Raw genomic sequence first — 19,292 nt, 5'->3', positions numbered from 1 at the left:
CGACAAGCGTTCTCCAGTCCCGGGACTCAGTCCTGGTTGGTGCACCAGCCGATGTCCGACGTCTTGCGCACGCGGCCATACGGGCTGATCGTGAAGGCCGGGGCCACCGCCGACTGGTTGACGATCGACTGCGGGAACGGCAGCGAGTCGCTCAGCGTCGCCGGCGGGCTCAGCACGCCGAACGCATTCGCGCTGATCGTGAAGTTCACCCAGCCCGCCAGGCTGCGCGGGTACTGCAGGATGATCTCCGCCAGGCCGTTGGCGTTCGTCCGCGTCGAACCGCTCATGCTGATCGAGGCATCCGACTTGCGGGGATCCAGCTGGCTGTTGCCGTTGCGATCTTCCGTGCCGTCGATCAGGCCGTTGCGGTTGATGTCTTCGTTCAGGCACGACGGCGGCGGGTTGCTGGCATCCCACGCGACACGATTGTTGAACACGTCGCGGTCGTAGGCGCGCGACCAGGCAGTGGCGCCTTGCGGCAGGACCCAGTAGCCCTTGTAGTAGCTAGTCAGGTCGATCGACGGCGTGATCTGCACGTCGCCCTTGGGCTGGCCGGCAGCGTCGACGACCAACACGACGTACTTCTTCGTGTAGATCACCTCACCCTCCTTCGCGGTGATCTCCTCGTTCGTACCGATCGAGATTGACAGCGGGTCCGACACGACAGTCAGCGTGGTCACGACCGAGTTCGGGCAGGTGTTGATCGCGAAGTCATCCGCGGCCCAGCAGGCGCGGATCTGCACGCCCGAGGTCGGGCTGGCGCGGTTGCCCGGCACATAGCTGGTCGCGGCCGTGCCGTTCGCGTCCGAATACACCAGCGAGGTGCCCGACGAGATCGCGCCGCCGATGCTGTTCGGATCGCCGTTCAGGTCGAAGCGCACGCGGACGTTCTTCACCGGGGCGTTGCCCGCGGCCAGGAAGATCGCGCGCAGTTCGGAACGGTTGCTCGTGGCTTCGGTGTTCACCGCGACCACCGAGGGCGACGCCTGCACCGAGGCCGACACCACCGCCGGCGTGGCCGGCGGCACCGCGGAACTGCTCGACGGCACCGTCACCGTCACGACGGTGCTGACGCCGCCGGACGTGGCCGTGATGTCGATCGGGCCGGCCGTGGTCGGCGCGGTGTAGACATACGAATAGGCGCCGCTGCCGTCCGTCGTGCTGGTCGCCGTGGGCAGGCCAGGCGCGGACACGGTGATCGGCTGCGCGGTCATCGGGTTCTGGTTGACGTCGCTGACGCGGAAGTCGACGCGATTGTTCGTCGAGCCCGCCGCGGGCTGCGTCGGCACCGCGGTGCCCTGGATCTTCGCGCCGGTGACCTGGAACGAGGCCGAGCGCGTCAACGTGTTGGTCTTGGCCGTCACCGTGATCAGGCGGTTGGACTTGTCCGCGCCGCTGGTGATCTGCGCCACGGCGATGCCGGACGCGTTGGTCGTGCCGTTCACGACGGTGATGTTCGCGCCCTTGTCGTCGCCAACGCTGAACTGCACCGGCACGCCGGCCACCACGTTGCGCTGAGTGTCCACCGCGGTGACGGTCGCGGTCACGCGATCGCCGCCGGTGTTGCCGATGCTCAGCTTGTCCAGCACGATCGACATGTCATTGGCCGTCGGCACGGTGACCACCGGCGGAACAACATTCAATGAGATCGAGCGTTCCACCGTGCCGCTGGTGGCGGTGACGGTGATCGTGCGGTTCGTGTGATTGGCGCCGAGCGAGATCGTGGCGATCAACTGGCCGCTCGTGTCCGTGGTCGGGCCGGCCGTGACAAAGGCCGTTCCGCCCGGGTCGGACGTCGCGAACTTGACTGCGGAGCCGCCGACCGCGTTGCGCGCGGCGTCCAGCGACGTCACGGTCAGGCGACCGGTCTGCGAGCCGTCATTGACGATGGACGGGTTGTCCAGCACCAGCGACAGGTCGGCGACCTTGCCGCCGCTGATGCTGTCGACGATGTCGAACTTCGCGTTCTTGACGATGGAACCGGCCTTCACCGCGACGGTGATCGAGCGGTTGGTGCGGTCCGCGCCGATCGAGACGGTGGCCGTCTGCTGGCCGGTCGTCCCGTCGGTCATCGTGCCCGCGGGGGTGATGACCGCGTTGTTGTCGACGGCGAAAGTCACCGGCACGTTGCCGACCGCCGAGCGGTTGGCATCGACGGTGGTGACGGTCACCTTGACGGTGTCCGAGCCGTTGTTGCTCATCGTGGACTTGTCCAGCACCAGGGACACGTCGGCCACGTTGGCGGGCGTCGAGCCGCCGTTGTTGCCGCCGTTGACCGGCGCTCCGGCGCTGCCGCCACCGCCGCCGCAGGCGGTCAGCGTCGCGGCCAGGAAGGCCCCGAGCGTCGCGGTCGTCATCCACCGCCCGTACTTCGCGAATATCGTCATTTGCTTGCTACTCCAACCGCGCCGCGCTCAGGCGCGCGGCCTTCCCTGTACTCGGATTGCCTGGAAAGTAGGCCGCCCATCAACGGGTCGACACCCGGTCGCTGACCACCTTCGGGGTGATGAAGATCAGCAGTTCCGTTTTAGCCGTGCTTCGCGACTTGTTCTTGAACAAGTTGCCGAGCAACGGGATATCGCCCAGATACGGGACCTTGTTCTCGCTTTCCAGGTCCTCTTGCGTGTAGATGCCGCCGATCACCACGGTGCCGCCGTTCTCGACCAGCACCAGCGTCTGCACATGCTTGTTGTTGATCGCGTAACCCTGCGGGGTCAGCGTGCCGCGGCTGTCCTTGTTGACGTCGACCGTTAGGATCACGTTGCCTTCGGGCGTGATCTGCGGCGTCACTTCCAGCTTCAGCACGGCCTTCTTGAAGGTGATCGAGGTCGCGCCGCTGGAGGTCGACTGCTGGTAAGGAATTTCCTCGCCCTGCTCGATCAGCGCCTTGGTCTGGTCCGCCGTGACGACGCGCGGGCTGGACACCACCTTGCCGCGGCCGTCGGCCTCCAGCGCGGAGATTTCCAGGTTCAGGAACCGGTTGGCGGTGGCCGAGAACAGCGACAGCGCGAAGTTCGCCGCGGTCGCGCCGCCGAACACGTCGCCCGACACGTTGGCCGGCAGGCTCACGAACTGCGAGTCGTTGTAGTTGTAGGTCGACTGCTGGTTGGTCGCCGAACCGACGGCCGAGTAGTTGCCGCCGACCGTCACGTAGTTGCTGCCGCCGACGTTGTAGCCCGGGATGCCGCCCTGGCGGCCGCGCAGGTCGGTCGCGCCCAGCTTGACGCCCAGCGCGCGGCCGAACTTGTCGTCGGCCTCGACGATGCGGGCCTCGATCAGCACCTGGCGCACCGGCACGTCGATCTTGGCGATCAGCGCCTGGATCTCCTCGAGCTTGGACGGGATGTCGCTGACGAACAGCTGGTTCGTGCGGGTCTCCCAGATCACGCTGCCGCGCGGCGACAGGATGCGCGAGGTCGTCGTGTTCGAGTTCGCGCCCGGGTTGTTCTGGCCGGTCAGGCCCTTGGCGACTTCCTCGGCCTTCGTGTAGTTCATCTGGAAGGACTGCGTGCGCAGCGGTTCCAGTTGCGCCACGGCCTGCTTGGCCTCGAGCTCCGCCTTCTCCTTGTTGGCCAGCTCCTCCTTGGGCGCGATCCACAGCACGTTGCCGGACTTGCGCATGCCCAGGCCCTTGGCCTGCAGGATGATGTCCAACGCCTGGTCCCAGGGCACGTCCTTCAGGCGCAGCGTCACGTTGCCGCTGACGGTGTCGCTGGTGACGACGTTGAAGTTGGTGAAGTCCGCGATGACTTGCAGCAGCGCCCGCACGTCGATGTTCTGGAAGTTCAGGCTCAGCTTGTCGCCGCTGTAGCCCGGGCCTTGCGTCAGCTTGTTCGGGTCGACCTTCTGCGGACGCACTTCCAGCACGAACTGGTTGTCGCTCTGGTAGGCGCTGTGCTCCCAGTTGCCCTTGGGCGTGACGACCAGGCGGACGCGGTCGCCCTGCTGGGTGGCGGTCACCGTCTGCACCGGCGTGCCGAAGTCGGTCACGTCGAGCTTGCGGCGCAGGCGTTCCGGCAGCGTGCTGCGCAGGAACTCGACCACCAGGTTCTGGCCCTGCTGCTGGATGTCGACGCCGACCTGGCTGCTGGGCAGGTTCACGACGACACGGCCCGCGCCGTCGTTGCCGCGGCGGAAGTCGATGTCCTGCAGCGATTGCGCGGCGGCGTTCTGGCTGGGGGCGAAGTGCACCGGCTCGCTCGCCGCGGCGGCGGTGGCCGCCGGCGCGTTGGCGGCAGGGGCGCCGTCCAGGAAGATCAGCAACGCGTTGTCCTGCAGCTGGGCGCGATAGGTGCTCGCCTGGCGCAGGTTCAGCACGACGCGGGTGCGGTCGCCCGCTTGCGCAACGTTGGCCGAGCGCATGTTGCCCGAGTTCAGCTCGACCGCGTTCCGGCCCAGGCCGTTGGACACGCCCGGCAGGTCCAGCGCGATGCGCGGCGGCACCTGCACGGCGAAGCCGCGCGGCACTTCGGTCAGCGGTTTCGCCAGCTCGATGCGGATGATGTCCGCACCCGCCTGCTGGGTCGCGCTGATCGACCGGATCATGTTCTGGGCGAATGCCTGCACCGGCAGCAGCATGGCCAGGCCGATCGCGCAAGCCAGCGCCTTCCAGCGCGTGGCGCGCCCTTCTTCCCTCGTACGGACGCTCATCGCAGCGTTCTCCACAACCGTGTTCTTCATCGTCCCTGCTCCTGAAGCTGGAGAGTACTGGTGCGTTCGATCCATTCGCCCGCAGCGTCCTGGACGACTTCTCGCAACGTGATCTCTGTCTCGTTGATCTTGGTGATGCGGCCGAAGTTCTGTCCCAGGTAGTCGCCGACCCGTGCCTGATACAGCAGGTTGTCCACCCGCAGCAGCGCGGACGGACGACCGTCACGCGAGACGCTACCCACCATCGCCATGCTGTCCAGCGGGAAGGCCTCCAGCGGCTCGCGGCGGCGCTTCATCTCGGCGGCCAACAGCGAACTGGGCTGGGCCGCCTCGCGGCGCAGCGCGACGGTCAGCTTCTGCGTGCTGAACGGATCCACCACCGCCTGCGCCTCATAGGGCTGCGGCTGGAAGGTCTTGGGCGGCGTCAGTGGCTTGACGGTCGGGCGCGTCTGCTGGCGCTGCTCGTCCATCCACTGCTGCAGCTCGTCGGTGCCGCCGGTGCAGCCCGCCAGCATCGCGCCGGCGAGCGCCAGCCCGAGCCAGCCGAGCGCGCGGCCCGGGGCCGCCGGAGATCGGAGGACGCGCATCATTTCTTCTTCTCCGCGGCCGCGGCGGCCTTCTTCTGTTCCTCGACCTCGTTGGGGTCGAGATAACGGTAGGTCCGCGCAGTGGCCTCCATCGACAACGTGGTGTTCGTGTCGGTGCGCGGGGGCGTGTTCTGGTTGTTGCTCGTCGTGCCGGGCACGACGATCGCCAGGTCGTGCAGCGTGACGATGCGCGACAGGTTGGACACGTCCGCGGTGAAGGCGCCGATGTCGTGATAACGGCCCGAGACCTTGATCGCGATCGGCTGCTCGGCGTAATAGTCGCGCATCACGATCGCGCCGGGGCGGAACAACTCGAACTGCAGGCCGCGGCCCAGGCCGGACTGGTTGATGTCCGACAGCAGCGCGTCCATCTCGGCCTTGCCAGGCAGTTGCTTCTCGAGCTGCAGGACGTATTCCTCGACCTGGCTCTTCTGCTTGCGCAGCTCGGGCAGGTTGACCGCCTGGGTCAGCTTGTTGTTGAAGTCTTCCTTGAGCTGCGGTTCCTTGTCGCGCTCGGCGTCCAGCGCCGACTGCTCGTCGGAGAGCACCGCGACCCAGCCCAGGCCCACCGTCAGCAGCGCCACCACCACGAACGCGGCGTATCGCGGCGCCGGCGGCCACTGGCCCGGCTCCTGCATGTTCAGGTTCTGGAACTGGCTCGAGAAGTCCGCGAACCAGGCGTTGAGGTCCAGGTTTTTCAAGCTTGCCATGGGGTCCTCACGACTTCTTCGCCGGCTTGCCGCCGGGGCCGCTGGCCGCGCCCGGCGGGGGCTCGGGCGTGGCGCTCTTGATGCCGACCTTGACCGAGAAGTCGTACAGGCGGCGCGGATCGCGCGGGTTCACCGGCGCGGCCTTGATCTCGACCAGGTCCGGGTTCTCCAGCCATTCGGCGCGGCTCAGGTTGCGCAGCATCTCGGACACGCGCTCGTTGGACGCGGCCACGCCGGCGATCACCACGACCTTGTTGGTCTGGCGCACCGACTGCAGGAACACGCCTTCCGGCGTGAACTTGGCCATTTCATTGAGCAGGTGCACCGGCGTGTTGCGGTCGCTCTGCAGGTTCTCGACCGCGCGCTGGCGCGAACGCAGCGCCTCGATCTCGGCGCGCAGCGTCGCGATGTCCTTGATCTGGACGTCGAGCTTGGCGATCTCGGCCTTCAGATAGTCGTTGCGTTGCGCCTGGGCGCCGGTGAGCTGCTGCAGCAGCAGGTAGATGAACGCGGCGATCAGCGCGCCGACGGCGAAGGACATCCCCAGTCCGACGAAGAACGCGGCCTTGCGGCGCTTGCGCTTCTCTTCGCGGTGCGGGAGCAGGTTGATCAGAATCACTGAAAGAACCTCCGCATGGCGAGGCCGCAGGCCGTCAGGTATGCCGGGGCTTCACGGCGCAGCTTGGACTCGCGCACCGCCGAGCCGAGCACCATGTTCTCGAATGGGTTCACGACCATGCAGGCGAAGCCAGTCAGTTCGGTCACGCGTTCCTTGAGGCCGGGCAGCGTGGCGGTGCCGCCGGCGAGCATCACGTAATGGACCTTGTGATGCGGCGTGCTGGTGAAGAAGTACTGCAGCGCGCGCCCGATCTCCTGCGACAGCGAGTCGACGAACGGGTTCAGCACCTGCGTCTCATAGTCGTCGGGCAGTTCGCCGCTCAGCTTCTTGAGCTCGGCCTCCTCGAACGAGAAGCCGTACTGGCGCGAGATCAGCTGCGTCAGCTGCGAGCCGCCGAAGGCCTGGTCGCGGTCGTAGAGCATCTCGTCGTCGCGCAGGACCTTCAGCGAGGTCGTGTCGGCGCCGATCTCGAACAGCGCGACCAGCGCGTCCTTGCCCTCGTTGGGCAGCGTCTCGACCAGCCGGCCGACGGCCATGCGCGAGGCGTGCGACTCGATGTCGAGCACGACCGGTCGCAGGCCCGCGGCCTCGGCCAGCGCCTGGCGATCCTGCACGCGGTCCTTGCGCGAGGCGGCGATCAGCACCTCGACGTCGCCGACCGAGGTCGGGCTCGGGCCGATGACGCAGAAGTCGAGCGAGACCTCGTCGAGCGAGAACGGGATGTACTGGTTGGCCTCGGCCTCGACCTGCAGCTCGAGCTCTTCCTCGCGCAGGCCGGCCGGCAACATGATCTTCTTGGTGATCACCGAGCTTTGCGGCATGGCCAGCGCGGCCTGCCGCGTGCGGCTGCCGCTGCGGGTGACCACCCGCCGGACCGCGTCCGCGACCTCGTCGAACTTCTCGATCTGGCCGTCGGTAATCCAGCCTTTTTCAAATGGCTCGGTGGCGAAACGTTCCAGGACGTATTCGCCGCTCGAGTTTTGACTCAATTCCACAAGCTTGACGCTGGACGATGAAATGTCCAGGCCAATCATGGGTGGATGCGCGCGACCGCGCAGTAGGTCCAACAGCCCCATGATGCGTTCCCCCAACGCGCCGCTCATGCGCCGGTTTGTTAATAAGTTACTTGAATGCTATCAGCAAAGCCCTTGTCACCCCAAGGCAAAGCGGTCACAGCAAGTAACGCCGCGTTGCGTAACATACACGCCACCGTGGGGTGGTAAAGGCTCGAAAAATAGCGCTCTGACTCCCCAATCCGGGCGGTATCGCGACGGATTCCCGAAGCGTTTAATTGCCCGCCGGACATCTTCGTGAGGGATGTCTCGGGGGGTCGAAAACGCCGCCGCGGAGTGTCTGCGAAGTTCCCGACATCACCTGTAACAGTCAAGGCCGGCGATCCGGGCCCGCGGGTCCCGTCTTCGGTGCCCTTCCTATAATCGCCGCTCGCGGCCCGCATCGTCACCCGTACAGGCCCTGATAGGGGGCGGCCAGCCAAGCAAGATTGCACACTCCGTCCGGCCCATGCCCTCGAAGAAAACCCCCGAGCCCTCCGAACCCTCCTTCGATGCCCCGTCCACCCCGGACAAGGGCGCCAAGAAAGACAAAGGCGACGCGTCGCGCAAGAAGTCCAAGGGCGACGGCAAGGCGCCGCGGCCCTGGTTCGCGCGGGCGCTGGGCTGGCTCTTCGGCCTGTTGCTGGCCGGCATCGGGGCGGTGGTGCTGCTGGTCGGCATGGCGTTGGCGATGGCCTACCCGCAACTGCCCGACATCTCCGGCCTGACCGATTACCGGCCCAAGCTGCCGCTGCGCGTGATGTCCAGCGAGGGCCAGTTGCTGGCCGAGTACGGCGAGGAGCGCCGCAGCTACTCCGACATCCGCGAGATTCCCAAGGTGATGCAGGACGCGATCCTGGCCATTGAGGACGCGCGCTTCTATCAGCATGGCGGCGTCGACTACCTGGGCGTGATCCGGGCCGGCCTGGCCAACGTCAGCGAGTCCAAGAGCCAGGGCGCGTCGACGATCACGATGCAGGTGGCGCGCAACTTCTACCTGTCGACCGAGAAGACCTTCACCCGCAAGATCTACGAGATCCTGCTGGCGCTGAAGATCGAGAGCGCGCTGCCCAAGGAGAAGATCCTCGAGATCTACATGAACCAGATCTTCCTGGGTCACCGGGCCTACGGGTTCGCGGCGGCCAGCGAGGTCTATTTCGGCAAGCCGCTCAAGGACATCTCGATCGCGGAGGCCGCGATGCTGGCCGGGTTGCCGAAAGCACCATCTGCTTACAACCCGATCAACAATCCGCGCCGGGCAGTGTTGCGTCAGCAATACATCATCGACCGGATGCTGGAAATGGGCTTCATCACGCCCGAGCAGCATGCCCAGGCCAAGGCCGAGAAGCTGCGCATCCGCCCGCCGCAGGAGGCGGCGAGCCATGCCGAGTACGTGGCCGAGCTGGCCCGCCAGCTGATCTTCAGCCAGTACGGCGACGAGGCCTACACCCGCGGCCTGAACGTCTACCTGACGCTGCACGCGGACGAGCAGGAGCGGGCCTACCGCGCGCTGCGCCGCGGGATCATGGATTACGAGCGACGCCAGGTGTACCGGGGCCCCGAGGCTTACGTCGACCTGCCGGCCGACCCCAAGGAGCTGGACACCCGCATCGCCGAGGCCCTCTCCGACCACCCGGCCAACGACGAACTGCTGGCGGCGGTGGTGCTGGAAGCCAGTCCGAAGCAGGTCGTCGCGGCCCTGCAGAGCGGCGAATCGGTGACGATCACCGGCGACGGGCTGAAGCCGGCGACCTCGGGCCTGGCGGAGAAGGGCAATCCGAAGACGCGCATCCGCCGCGGCGCGGTGATCCGCGTCATCAAGCTGGTCAAGAACAACAAGGACGAGTGGACGATCACGCAACTGCCGGAGGTCGAGGGCGCGATGGTGGCGCTCAGCCCGAAGGACGGCAGCGTGCGGGCGCTGGTGGGCGGCTTCGACTACAACAAGAACAAGTTCAACCACGTCACCCAGGCGTGGCGCCAGCCGGGCTCGAGCTTCAAGCCCTTCATTTATTCAGCGGCGCTGGAGAAGGGTTTCAACGGCGCGACGGTGGTCAATGACGGTCCGCTGTTCTTCGACGCGACGACGACGGGCAGCCAACCGTGGGAGCCGAAGAACTACGACGGCAACTTCGACGGGCCGATGCCCTTGCGCCGCGCGCTGGCCAAGTCCAAGAACATGGTGTCGATCCGGGTGCTGCAGTCGGTCGGCGTGAAGTACGCGCAGGACTGGATCACGCGTTTCGGTTTCGATGCGGACAAGCATCCGGCCTACCTGACGATGGCACTGGGGGCGGGCTCGGTGACGCCGATGCAGATGGCGCAGGCGTATTCGGTCTTCGCCAACGGGGGTTACCGGGTCGCGCCGCAACTGGTGCAGCGGATCACCGATCACGCGGGCCGCCTGCTGTACCAGCAGCAGCCCAAGCAGTTCGAGGACGCGCAACGGGCGATCGAACCGCGCAATGCCTACCTGATGGACAGCCTGCTGCAGGAGGTGGCGCGCAGCGGCACGGCGGCGCGGACGCAGGCAACGCTGAAGCGTCCGGACATCTACGGCAAGACGGGGACGACGAACGACTCGATGGACGCCTGGTTCGCGGGTTTCCAGCCGGAGCTGGTGTCGGTGGTCTGGATCGGCTATGACCAGCCGCGCAAGCTGGGCGACCGCGAGACGGGTGGTGGCTTGGCGCTGCCGGTGTGGATCGAGTTCATGCAGTACGCGCTGCGCAACACGCCGGTCCAGGAGATTCAGCCACCCGAAGGTGTCGTGAACATTGGCGGCGAGTGGTACTACGACGAGTTCGCCAACAACAACGGCGTGAAGGCGCTGGGCAACGAGGAGCGCGTGCCAACGACCGGCTCCGAGGAAGAGAAGAAGAGCATCCTCGACCTCTTCAAACGCTGACGTCTCTGCCCTGCCGTCACGCCCGAATACAAAGGCCTCCCGAAGGATCAACCCGACCGGGGGCCCTTTTCGAAGGTATTAGGAGGAATTTGGCACCCGGGAGGGTGCCAAAGGGGGACACGGAGAAAAGGGCCCCCGGTTGGGTTGATCGTGCTCGGTGAGCGCAGTCAAACGCCGGAAAAGGCGAGCGCCTTCCCCCCGTGATGGGAGGCTTCTTCGGACAGCCGGGCAAAGAACTCCTTGCCGTCCTTGGTATCGACCCACTGGCCGTCGACGAACTTGAAGTGATACCCCCCGCGCCGCGACGCCAGCCACAGCTCGTGCAGCGGTGGCTGGGTATTGACGACGATCTTGCTGCGGTCCGGGAACTGCAGTTCCAGCAAACCCCCGGTGCGATGCTGGTCGACGTCGATCAGATAGCTGTCGAGCCAGGCGTCGATGTCGGATTCGATGCTGGCCAGCACGGCGTCGGTGCGGGCGTCGTAGTCGGCATCGGTCAGCGGGGTGGCGGTCATGGGCAGTCGGGGGTGGACTCGCTAGACTGCGAGCCCATGAAAAACGTGAAGACGCGAAGTGTAGGCGGTGCCTCCACGCCGACCCGCCGCTTGGCCGCCAAGGCCATGACGACCCTGATGTTGTGCGCGTTCGCGCTGGGTGCCGCGGGCTGCGGTCAGAAGCGTCCGTTGCAGTTGCCGGCCAAGCGCACGGCGCCGGCCTCGACGGCGGCGACCCCGGCGGTGGCTCCTGCCGCCTCTGCCGCGAGCGCGGCGAACTGACGGCCGGGGCCGGTTCTCAGATCCGGCCTTCCTCCACCGCGTGGCAGGCCACGCGAACGCCTTTCAGCGCGAGCAACTGCGGCCGCTCCGTGCTGCAACGCGCGTTCGCATGCGGGCAGCGGGGGTGGAAGCTGCACCCGCTCGGGGGATTCAGCGGATTGGGCACTTCCCCTTGCACGGGCGTGCGCGCACGTCCGGTCATGTGGATGTCGGGGATCGCATCGAGCAGCATCCGCGTGTACGGATGCCGCGGCGTGGCGAACAGCGTGCGCTTGTCCGCCTGCTCCACGAGTCGGCCGAGGTACATCACCCCGACCTGATCGGCGACATGCCGCACCACCGCCAGGTTGTGCGAGATGAACAGGTAGGTCAGCCCTTGCTTGCGCTGCAGGTCCTTCATGATGTTGAGGACCTGCGCCTGCACCGACACGTCGAGCGCCGAGGTTGGCTCGTCGCAGACCAGGAATTCCGGTTCGGTCGCCAGCGCGCGGGCGATCGAGATACGCTGGCGCTGGCCGCCGGAGAACTGGTGCGGGAATTTTTCGGCGTCCGCCGGCGACAGCCCCACCGACTGCAGCAGCTCGCCGACGCGCCGTTTCAGGCCGGCGGCATCGCGCACCAAACCATGTTCGCGCAGCGGTTCGGCGACGATCTCCTGCACCTTCCAACGGGGGTTCAGGCTCGCATACGGGTCTTGGAAGATCATCTGCATCCGGCGCCGCAACGCCAGCGCCTTCGGCCCCTTCAGCGTCGACGCGATGTCCTCGCCATCGAAGCGCACCTCGCCTTGGGTGGGCGCGTACAGACCGACCAGCAGCCGCGCCACGGTGCTCTTGCCGCAACCCGACTCGCCGACCAGCGCCAGCGTGCGGCCCTTCTCGATCGCGAAGCTGACGCCATCCACCGCATGGACGAATTGCTTGGGCTTGCGCTCGACGACGCGGTTCAGCCACGGCGCCGACACGTCGAAGGTCTTGGCCAGATCCCGCACCTCGACCAGCACGGCGCCGGAGCCAGCGCTCGCCGCGCCCTCGCCCGCCAGGCCGCGCGCGTCCGTCTTCTCGCTCAACACCGTCATGCCACCGCTCCCGGCACGACGGCGACATCGGCCGCATGCAACCAGCACGCCGCGTCGGTCGCGACGGCCTTCATCAATTCCGGACGCTGCGCGTGGCAGCGGTCGAACGCCCGCGGGCAGCGCGGGTGAAAGGCGCAGCCGCTCGGGATCGCGTTGAGCCGCGGCATCGCGCCGTCGATCTGGACGAGCCGTTCGCGGTCCTCGTCCATCGCGGGGATCGACCCCATCAGCCCCGCGGTGTACGGATGCCCCGGTCGATGGATCACCTCCTGCACCGGCCCGATCTCCGCCACCCGTCCGGCATACATCACCGCGACGCGATCGCAGGTCTCGGCGATCACGCCCATGTCGTGCGTGACCAGCATCACCGCCGCGCCCTGCTCGCGGCAGACGCGCTTGAGCAACGCGATGATCTGCGCCTGGATCGACACGTCGAGCGCCGTCGTCGGTTCGTCGGCGACGATCAGTTTCGGATCCGCCGCGAGCGCCAGCGCGATCACCACGCGCTGCCGCATGCCCCCGGAGAACTGGTGCGGGTACTGGTCCACCCGCGTCTCGGGCGCCGGGATGCCGGTGGCCGCGAGCAGTTCGATCGCCCGGGCGCGGGCCTGCTTTTGCGTCAGGCCCAGGTGCGTCGTGATCGTCTCCACCAGTTGCCGGCCGACGGTGTACAGCGGATTCAGCGAGGTCAGCGGGTCCTGGAAGATCGCGCCGATCTGGCGGCCGCGGATGCGGCGCATCTGGTCCGCGGGCAGGTTGTCGATGCGGCGGCCTTCCAGCAGGACCTCGCCGCCGGCGATCCGGCCGGGCGGCTCGAGCAGGCCGATGATGGCGGCGCCGGTCAGCGACTTGCCGGCGCCGGACTCGCCGACGACGCCGAGCACCTCGCCCGGCGCGATGTCGAAGGACACGTCGTCCAACGCCAGCAGCGTGCCGCGGCGGGTCGGGAACTCCACGCGCAGATGGCGGACTTGCAGCAAGGGTGCGGTCATGGGTCGGTCCGTCATGTCAGCGCAGTCGCGGGTTGAGCGCATCGCGCAGCCAGTCGCCCAGCAGGTTCACCGACAGCGCGATCAGCACCAGCATCGCGCTGGGCCAGATGGTGATCCACCATTCGCCGGAGAACAGGAAGTCGTTGCCGATGCGGATCAGCGTGCCCAGCGACGGGCTGGTCGGCGGCACGCCGACGCCGAGGAAGGACAGCGTCGCCTCGGTCAGGATGGCCGAGGCGACCTGCAGCGTCGCCAGCACCAGCACCGGCCCGGTGACGTTGGGCAGCACGTGGCGCCACATGATCGCCATCGGCTTGACGCCGATCACGCGCGCGGCCTGGACGTATTCCTTGTTGCGCTCGACCAGCGTCGAGCCGCGCACCGTGCGCGCGTACTGCACCCAGCCGGTCAGCGCGATCGCCAGGATCAGCACCGCGAAGGCGAGCGTGTCGTGCGCGTCCTTGAAGACGACGCGGCCGATGCCGTCGATCAGCAGCGCGATCAGGATCGACGGGAAGGACAGCATCACGTCGCAGATGCGCATGATGAAGGCGTCGATCCGGCCGCCGACGAAACCGGCCAGCAGTCCCAGCCCGACGCCGATGATCATCGACAGGATCACCGACGCGACCCCCACCAGCAGCGAGATGCGCGCGCCGTACATGATGGCCGACAGCAGGTCGCGGCCCTGGTCGTCGGTGCCGAGCAGGTACTTGGACGAGCCGCCCTCGATCCAGGCCGGCGGCAGGCGCGAGTCCATCAGCTCCAGCGCCGACAGGTCGAACGGGTCGTGCGGCGCGATCCAGGTCGCGAAGAGCGCGCAGACCAGGCAGCACAGCGCGACGAAGGCCGCGACCATCGCGGTCGGCGAATGGGTGAACGAGTGCCAGACGTCGCCGTCGAAGAAGCGCCGGAGCGCGTTCGGCGCGGGCGCGGCGGACACCGGGGGAGGAGGAACGGAAGCGGTCATGCGGCGTGGAGCTCGGCGTGGAGGCGGTCGATCGATGGCGGGCGGCGGCCGGCGCCGCTCAATGGGGCGCCAGGGGCAGGCCCTGCTCGACGAGCGCCGCGAACAGCGCGGAGCCCAGCGGCAGGATCTCGTCGTTGAAGTCGTAGCGGGGCTGGTGCAGGCCGCACGGGCCGCCCTGCCCCAGTCGCAGGTAGGCGCCGGGCCGCGCCTGCAGCATGAAGGCGAAGTCCTCGGACCCCATGCTGGGCACGAGCTTGTCGTCGACGTTCTCGGCGCCGACCAGCGAGCGCGCGACGTTGACGGCGAAGTCGGCCTGCGCGGCGCTGTTGACGGTGGCCGGGTACAGGCGCTGGTAGTCGACCTTGGCGCTGGCGCCGAAGCCCAGCGCGACCGATTCGACCAGGCGCGTCATCCGTTCCTCGAGCAGTTGCTGCACCTCGGGCTTGAAGCTGCGCACGGTGCCGGTGAGCTGCGCCATCTCGGGGATCACGCTGAAGGCGCTGGGCTCGCCGGCCTGCATCGAGCACAGGCTGACCACCGCCTGCTCGATCGGCGCGATGTTGCGCGACACCAGGCTCTGCACCGCGGTGATCACGTGGCCGGCGATCAGCACCGGATCGACGCTCAGGTGGGGATGCGCGCCGTGCCCGCCGCGGCCCATGATGGTGATGTTCACGCGGTCGGCGGCGGCCATCATCGCGCCGCGGTTCAGGCCGATCTTGCCGGGCGGCAGGTGCGGCCAGTTGTGCATCGCGTAGATCGATTCGACCGGGAAGCGCTCGAACAGGCCGTCGGCGATCATCTCGCGGGCGCCGCCGTAGCCTTCCTCGCCGGGCTGGAACACCAGCACCGCGGTGCCGCTGAAGCGCCGCGTCTGCGCCAGGTGGCGCGCCGCGCCGACCAGCATCGCGCAGTGGCCGTCGTGCCCGCAGGCATGCATCAGCCCCGGTGTCGACGAGCGCCAGGCGAAGTCGTTCTGCTCGCGCAGCGGGAGGGCGTCCATGTCGGCGCGCAGGCCGATCAGCCGGGGCGCGGCGCCCGGCGCGCCCGCCGGCGCGGGCTGGCCGTGGATCGTCGCGACGACGCCGGTGCGGCCCATGCCCTGGTGGATCTCGTCGACGCCGCACGCCTTGAGCGCCTGCACGATGCGGGAGGCGGTGCGGTGCTCCTCGAACCCCAGCTCCGGCATCGTGTGCAGCTCGCGGCGCAGCGCGACGAGCTCGCCGCGCGACTCGAACAGCCGTTGGTAGGTGCCTGCCGCCGGAGCGGCCAGGTGCTGGGGATCGCTCATGTCAATGCGCACCGCCGCTCACGCGCAGGCGCGGGTCGACGGCGAAGTACAGCAGATCGACGACAAGGTTGATCACGACGAAGATCAGCGAGATCAGGCACAGGTAGGCGGCCATCACCGGAATGTCGGCGAACTGCACCGCCTGGATGAACAGCAGACCCATGCCGGGCCATTGAAACACGGTCTCGGTGATGATCGCAAAGGCAATCAGCGATCCCAGCTGCAGGCCGGTGATCGTGATGACCGGCACCAGCGTGTTCTTCAGCGCGTGGCCGAAGTAGATCGTGCGGTCGCTCAGGCCGCGGGCGCGGGCGAACTTGATGTAGTCCGCGCGCAGCACCTCCAGCATCTCGGCGCGCACGATGCGCATGATCAGCGTCAGCTGGAACACCGCCAGCGTGATCCCGGGCAGCAGCAGGTGCCGCAGGCCGTCGGCGGTCAGCAGTCCGGTGCTCCAGGTGCCAAGCATCACGACGTCGCCCCGGCCGTAGCTCGGCAACCAGGCCAGTTGCACCGCGAAGACCAGGATCAGCAGGATGCCGATCAGGAAGGTCGGCAGCGCCACGCCGAGCAGCGACAGCGTCATCAGCACCTGCGAGCCGAAGCTGCCGCGCCGCAAGGCCGCGTAGACCCCGAGCGGGATGCCGAAGACCAGCGCGATCAACGCCGCCGTCGCCGACAGCTCGAGCGTCGCCGGGAAACGCTCGGCGATCAGCGCGGAGACCTTGCGGCCCTGCTTCAGGCTGACGCCGAACTCGCCCTGTGCCGCGTTGGCCGCGAAGTGGGCGAACTGCACCGCGAAGGATTGATCCAGGCCCAGGTCCTTGCGGAGTTGCTCGCGCTGTTCCGGCGTGGCGTCCTGGCCGAGCAGGTTGTTGACCGGGTCGCCGACGTACTGGAACAGCATGAAGGCGATGAAGGCCACCGTCAGCATGACGACGACGGCCTGCGCCAGGCGGCGAAGAATGAAAACCAGCATGGACGAAGGCCTCCGGCGACGGCTTGGGCGTTGGGGCTCGTGGCCCGGGCCCTGGCACGACCTGACCCCGGAGGCGAGGCACTTCAGAAGTGAACGATCATCGAGGAGCGTCCCGCCCCCGGCAAGTGGGTTACTCCTTAACGAAGCTTGAACGCGACGTCGCCGGGACCGTCGTCCGGAAACGAAAAAACCGCCCGAAGGCGGTTTCGCGGGAGAGGACGCGAGCGCGATGCCGCGCCGACTCCCCTGGCCGAGGCCGATCAGAAGCGGTGACGCATGCCGACGATGGCACCGCCGCGCTTTTCGGCGTTGTTGGCGAAGCGGACCGCGCCGTTGTGCTTCGTGTAGTCCAGCTCGACGTAGGCGTCGGTACGCTTGGAGAAGGCGTAGTCGGCGACGAAGGCGAGGTAGTGGCCCTTGCTCTTCGTGTTGGACAGCGCGGCGCTGTAATGCGTCTGCGTCGCGTACCAGTAGTGGCCGCCGAGGTTCAACTGCGGCGTGAGCTGGTAGGTGGCGCCGACCGAGATCATGTCGCGCTTCTTCACGTCGTTCGCCGCGGCGTTCAGCACGTTGCCCAGCAGGCCGGAGGTGTAGGCCGCGCCGAGCAGGCCGCCCTGGTCGAACTTGTTGCTCGCCCAGGACAGGTTCACGTACAGCGGACCGGCGGTGTAGCCGCCACCGGCCGTGTAGCCCTTGACCTTCTTGCCCAGGGTGTCCTCGACCTGCAGGTAGGCGCCGCCCACCGCGAAGGGGCCGTCGGCGTAGCGCAGCAGGCCGCCGTAGGACTTGTTCTGCGAGTTGCCTTCGCCGGCGGAGATCTGCAGTTCGCCGCGGATCGGGCCGGACTCGATCAGGTACTTGACCATGTTGTCCTGGCGCGCGCCCATGGACAGGCCGATCTCGGGCTTGTAGGCCTCGATGTAGGGCGAGTACTTGAAGGAGGCGTAGGTCGACGTGTAGATGTCGAACAGGATGTTGTACTGGCGGCCCAGCGTGATGCGGCCGAAGTCGGCCGACTGCAGGCCGACCCACGACTGGCGCCAGAACTCGGTGGCGGATTGCGCGCCGGTGTCGGAGTTCAGGCGATGTTCCAGGTTGGCGATCGCCTTGAGGCCGCCGCCCATGTCCTCGGTCACGTTGATGCCGAGACGGCTTTGCGACATGCCGCCGGGGATCACCTGCTTCTCGGAGGATCCGGCGTTGGCGTTGCTGGTCCAGCGCAGACCGACGTCCACGATGCCGTACAGCTGCACGGTCGACTGGGCCCAGGCGGCGCTGGTGCTGGCTGCCAGGATGCCCAGCGCCAAGGCGGCTTTCTTCATGTGATGTCTCCTTTGTTTGGTTTGATCGCCGAGATCGATTCTCAGCGAAGGCCCCCGACGGAGACGCTTTGTGTTGCACATCGCCCACGCGAGCAAACCCTGTCAAGTTCGTGACGACCCGTCAGAGGGAAAACCCGCAATCACTCTCTACAAAATCAACAACAGTGCGTTGCGATGACAGTGCTTGATTCGGCGTCGGGCAAGGCCCGGCACCGGCCTGTGGCGCGGTGGGCGAAAGGCGGCGGTTGCCTGCGTGGACCGGAATGAAAAAAGCCGCCCCGAAGGGCGGCTTTCTACGCAGAGCGTGTGATCCGGAGGGATCAGAAGCTGTGCTTGATGCCGACGTCGATGCCGCCCGACTTCATGCCGTACAGGGCCGGGACGGCATTGTTGGCAACGCGGAAGGTCGAGTTGTCGTTGTCGATCAGCGAAGCCGTCGTGTACAGCGCGGTGCGCTTGGACAGGTTGTGCTGATAACCGATGGTGAACGCTTGGGCATCGCCGCGGGCAGCAACCACCGAGTCGGCGGTACCGTTGGTCTCAGCCTTGGTGTACTGAGCCGTGACCGAACCTGCAGCCGTCACCGGGACGATGGCGCCGATCGTGTAGATGTTCTGCTTGCGCGAACCGAACTTCAGTTGCGAGAACAGGCCTTGCACCTTCACGATCTTGAAGTCGTAGCTGGCGCCCAGCGACAGTTGCTTGAACTTGGAGTTCAGCGAGTCCGTCGTCTGATAGCCACCGGCCACGTTCAGGTCGCCCTGCTTGTAGCCCAGACGGCCGCCGAACGACTTCTTGCCGTCGGTGCCTTCACCAGCGGCCACGTCGAACGAGCCGTACACGCCACCCAGGTCGGCCGGCAGGAAGTACTGAACCAGGTTGTCGGCACGGTTGAACGTGTCGAGGTTCGAACCCAGCATGCTGTACGTGCGGGTCACGTCGCCCAGGCCGGTGGTGGTGTAGACGTCGAAGTCGTCCACGACCAGGCGGGTCGAGGTCTTGCCACGGCCCAGACGGACTTCACCGAAGTCGCCCATCAGGCTCACCGAGGCGCGACGGCCCCAGAAGCGCGAGCTGTCGGCGGTGCCGGTGTCGGCGGACAGGGCGCCTTCCAGCCAGAAGCCAGCCTTCAGGCCGCCGCCCAGGTCTTCAACACCGCGCACGCCGATACGGCTGGAGCTGCTGCCGTCGTTGGAGAGCTGCTTGGTGTCCTGGCCGTTGGCCTTGGTGTAACGAGCTGCGACGTCGATCACGCCGAACAGGGTGACCGACGATTGAGCGGAAGCGGCACCGGCGAAACCAGCCAGCACAGCCAGCGCGACGAGAGATTTCTTCATTAGAGACTCCTAGATCTTCAA

16 protein-coding genes are annotated in these 19,292 nt (G+C 67.1%); 2 read left to right on the top strand and 14 right to left on the bottom strand.

All coding sequences use genetic code 11. The annotated features are described in order from the left end of the window. Positions 1–26: 26 nt before the first annotated feature. The 6 genes from N5D62_RS06685 to N5D62_RS06660 form a co-directional block, all read right to left on the bottom strand. On the bottom strand, positions 27–2,387 hold the full coding sequence (locus tag N5D62_RS06685; protein ID WP_279756876.1) for a hypothetical protein: 2,361 nt from the start codon (positions 2,385–2,387) through the stop codon (positions 27–29). Between the two features lie 79 nt (positions 2,388–2,466). Beyond that, a complete protein-coding gene (locus tag N5D62_RS06680) occupies positions 2,467–4,578 on the bottom strand; it encodes a type IV pilus secretin PilQ (protein WP_279756898.1) in 2,112 nt (703 codons plus the stop codon). A 98-nt stretch (positions 4,579–4,676) separates the two neighbouring features. Beyond that, the gene (locus N5D62_RS06675; RefSeq protein WP_279756875.1) at positions 4,677–5,237 is read right to left on the bottom strand and encodes a pilus assembly protein PilP; all 561 of its coding nucleotides are present in this window, start codon (positions 5,235–5,237) and stop codon (positions 4,677–4,679) included. Further along, a complete protein-coding gene (locus N5D62_RS06670) occupies positions 5,237–5,947 on the bottom strand; it encodes a type 4a pilus biogenesis protein PilO (RefSeq protein ID WP_279756874.1) in 711 nt (236 codons plus the stop codon). Before N5D62_RS06670 ends, N5D62_RS06675 begins: the two co-directional genes overlap by 1 nt. Positions 5,948–5,954: 7 nt before the next feature. Further along, the gene (locus tag N5D62_RS06665) at positions 5,955–6,566 is read right to left on the bottom strand and encodes a PilN domain-containing protein (RefSeq protein ID WP_279756873.1); all 612 of its coding nucleotides are present in this window, start codon (positions 6,564–6,566) and stop codon (positions 5,955–5,957) included. Continuing rightward, positions 6,563–7,642: a pilus assembly protein PilM gene (locus N5D62_RS06660; protein ID WP_279756897.1), complete on the bottom strand. Its 1,080-nt coding sequence runs from the start codon at positions 7,640–7,642 to the stop codon at positions 6,563–6,565. Before N5D62_RS06660 ends, N5D62_RS06665 begins: the two co-directional genes overlap by 4 nt. A gap of 445 nt (positions 7,643–8,087) precedes the next feature. On the opposite strand from N5D62_RS06660, the gene N5D62_RS06655 reads away from it, so the two are divergent. Beyond that, entirely contained in the window at positions 8,088–10,526 is a 2,439-nt protein-coding gene (locus N5D62_RS06655) for a PBP1A family penicillin-binding protein (RefSeq protein ID WP_279756872.1), read from the top strand. Between the two features lie 167 nt (positions 10,527–10,693). On the opposite strand, the gene cyaY is transcribed toward N5D62_RS06655, so the two are convergent. Beyond that, entirely contained in the window at positions 10,694–11,041 is a 348-nt protein-coding gene (gene cyaY / locus N5D62_RS06650; RefSeq protein WP_279756871.1) for an iron donor protein CyaY, read from the bottom strand. Between the two features lie 36 nt (positions 11,042–11,077). Here cyaY and N5D62_RS06645 point away from each other — a divergent pair, with 36 nt between their 5' ends. Beyond that, the gene (locus N5D62_RS06645) at positions 11,078–11,302 is read left to right on the top strand and encodes a hypothetical protein (protein WP_279756870.1); all 225 of its coding nucleotides are present in this window, start codon (positions 11,078–11,080) and stop codon (positions 11,300–11,302) included. A 16-nt stretch (positions 11,303–11,318) separates the two neighbouring features. On the opposite strand, the gene N5D62_RS06640 is transcribed toward N5D62_RS06645, so the two are convergent. From N5D62_RS06640 to N5D62_RS06610, 7 genes are all read right to left on the bottom strand, one after another. After that, positions 11,319–12,380, bottom strand: coding sequence for a dipeptide ABC transporter ATP-binding protein (locus N5D62_RS06640; protein WP_279756869.1), 1,062 nt, complete (start codon positions 12,378–12,380; stop codon positions 11,319–11,321). Then, positions 12,377–13,372, bottom strand: coding sequence for an ABC transporter ATP-binding protein (locus N5D62_RS06635; RefSeq protein WP_279756868.1), 996 nt, complete (start codon positions 13,370–13,372; stop codon positions 12,377–12,379). Before N5D62_RS06635 ends, N5D62_RS06640 begins: the two co-directional genes overlap by 4 nt. A 16-nt stretch (positions 13,373–13,388) precedes the next feature. Further along, on the bottom strand, positions 13,389–14,342 hold the full coding sequence (locus tag N5D62_RS06630) for an ABC transporter permease (RefSeq protein ID WP_279756867.1): 954 nt from the start codon (positions 14,340–14,342) through the stop codon (positions 13,389–13,391). 58 nt (positions 14,343–14,400) lie between these two features. Beyond that, complete coding sequence (locus tag N5D62_RS06625; protein ID WP_279756866.1) at positions 14,401–15,633, bottom strand: M20 family metallopeptidase; 1,233 nt, start codon at positions 15,631–15,633, stop codon at positions 14,401–14,403. 1 nt (position 15,634) lies between these two features. Then, positions 15,635–16,612: an ABC transporter permease gene (locus N5D62_RS06620; protein WP_279756865.1), complete on the bottom strand. Its 978-nt coding sequence runs from the start codon at positions 16,610–16,612 to the stop codon at positions 15,635–15,637. A 260-nt stretch (positions 16,613–16,872) separates the two neighbouring features. After that, positions 16,873–17,934: a porin gene (locus tag N5D62_RS06615; protein ID WP_279756864.1), complete on the bottom strand. Its 1,062-nt coding sequence runs from the start codon at positions 17,932–17,934 to the stop codon at positions 16,873–16,875. Between the two features lie 320 nt (positions 17,935–18,254). Further along, positions 18,255–19,271, bottom strand: a complete 1,017-nt coding sequence (locus N5D62_RS06610) for a porin (RefSeq protein WP_279756863.1) — start codon at positions 19,269–19,271, stop codon at positions 18,255–18,257. Between the last annotated feature and the right edge of the window lie 21 nt (positions 19,272–19,292).

It is taken from the genome of Mitsuaria sp. GD03876 (genome assembly GCF_029840635.1).
Classification (GTDB): Bacteria; Pseudomonadota; Gammaproteobacteria; order Burkholderiales; family Burkholderiaceae_C; genus Roseateles.
This window is presented reverse-complemented; position numbering and strand designations above follow the sequence as displayed.

What these genes read in the sequence shown, in the direction of transcription:
- N5D62_RS06685 (WP_279756876.1), bottom strand. Translation starts at nt 2,387, where the DNA reads ATGACGATATTCGCGAAGTACGGGCGGTGGATGACGACCGCGACGCTC.
- N5D62_RS06680 (WP_279756898.1), bottom strand. Translation starts at nt 4,578, where the DNA reads ATGCTGCTGCCGGTGCAGGCATTCGCCCAGAACATGATCCGGTCGATC.
- N5D62_RS06675 (WP_279756875.1), bottom strand. Translation starts at nt 5,237, where the DNA reads ATGCGCGTCCTCCGATCTCCGGCGGCCCCGGGCCGCGCGCTCGGCTGG.
- N5D62_RS06670 (WP_279756874.1), bottom strand. Translation starts at nt 5,947, where the DNA reads ATGGCAAGCTTGAAAAACCTGGACCTCAACGCCTGGTTCGCGGACTTC.
- N5D62_RS06660 (WP_279756897.1), bottom strand. Translation starts at nt 7,642, where the DNA reads ATGGGGCTGTTGGACCTACTGCGCGGTCGCGCGCATCCACCCATGATT.
- N5D62_RS06655 (WP_279756872.1), top strand. Translation starts at nt 8,088, where the DNA reads ATGCCCTCGAAGAAAACCCCCGAGCCCTCCGAACCCTCCTTCGATGCC.
- cyaY (WP_279756871.1), bottom strand. Translation starts at nt 11,041, where the DNA reads ATGACCGCCACCCCGCTGACCGATGCCGACTACGACGCCCGCACCGAC.
- N5D62_RS06645 (WP_279756870.1), top strand. Translation starts at nt 11,078, where the DNA reads ATGAAAAACGTGAAGACGCGAAGTGTAGGCGGTGCCTCCACGCCGACC.
- N5D62_RS06640 (WP_279756869.1), bottom strand. Translation starts at nt 12,380, where the DNA reads ATGACGGTGTTGAGCGAGAAGACGGACGCGCGCGGCCTGGCGGGCGAG.
- N5D62_RS06635 (WP_279756868.1), bottom strand. Translation starts at nt 13,372, where the DNA reads ATGACCGCACCCTTGCTGCAAGTCCGCCATCTGCGCGTGGAGTTCCCG.
- N5D62_RS06630 (WP_279756867.1), bottom strand. Translation starts at nt 14,342, where the DNA reads ATGACCGCTTCCGTTCCTCCTCCCCCGGTGTCCGCCGCGCCCGCGCCG.
- N5D62_RS06625 (WP_279756866.1), bottom strand. Translation starts at nt 15,633, where the DNA reads ATGAGCGATCCCCAGCACCTGGCCGCTCCGGCGGCAGGCACCTACCAA.
- N5D62_RS06620 (WP_279756865.1), bottom strand. Translation starts at nt 16,612, where the DNA reads ATGCTGGTTTTCATTCTTCGCCGCCTGGCGCAGGCCGTCGTCGTCATG.
- N5D62_RS06615 (WP_279756864.1), bottom strand. Translation starts at nt 17,934, where the DNA reads ATGAAGAAAGCCGCCTTGGCGCTGGGCATCCTGGCAGCCAGCACCAGC.
- N5D62_RS06610 (WP_279756863.1), bottom strand. Translation starts at nt 19,271, where the DNA reads ATGAAGAAATCTCTCGTCGCGCTGGCTGTGCTGGCTGGTTTCGCCGGT.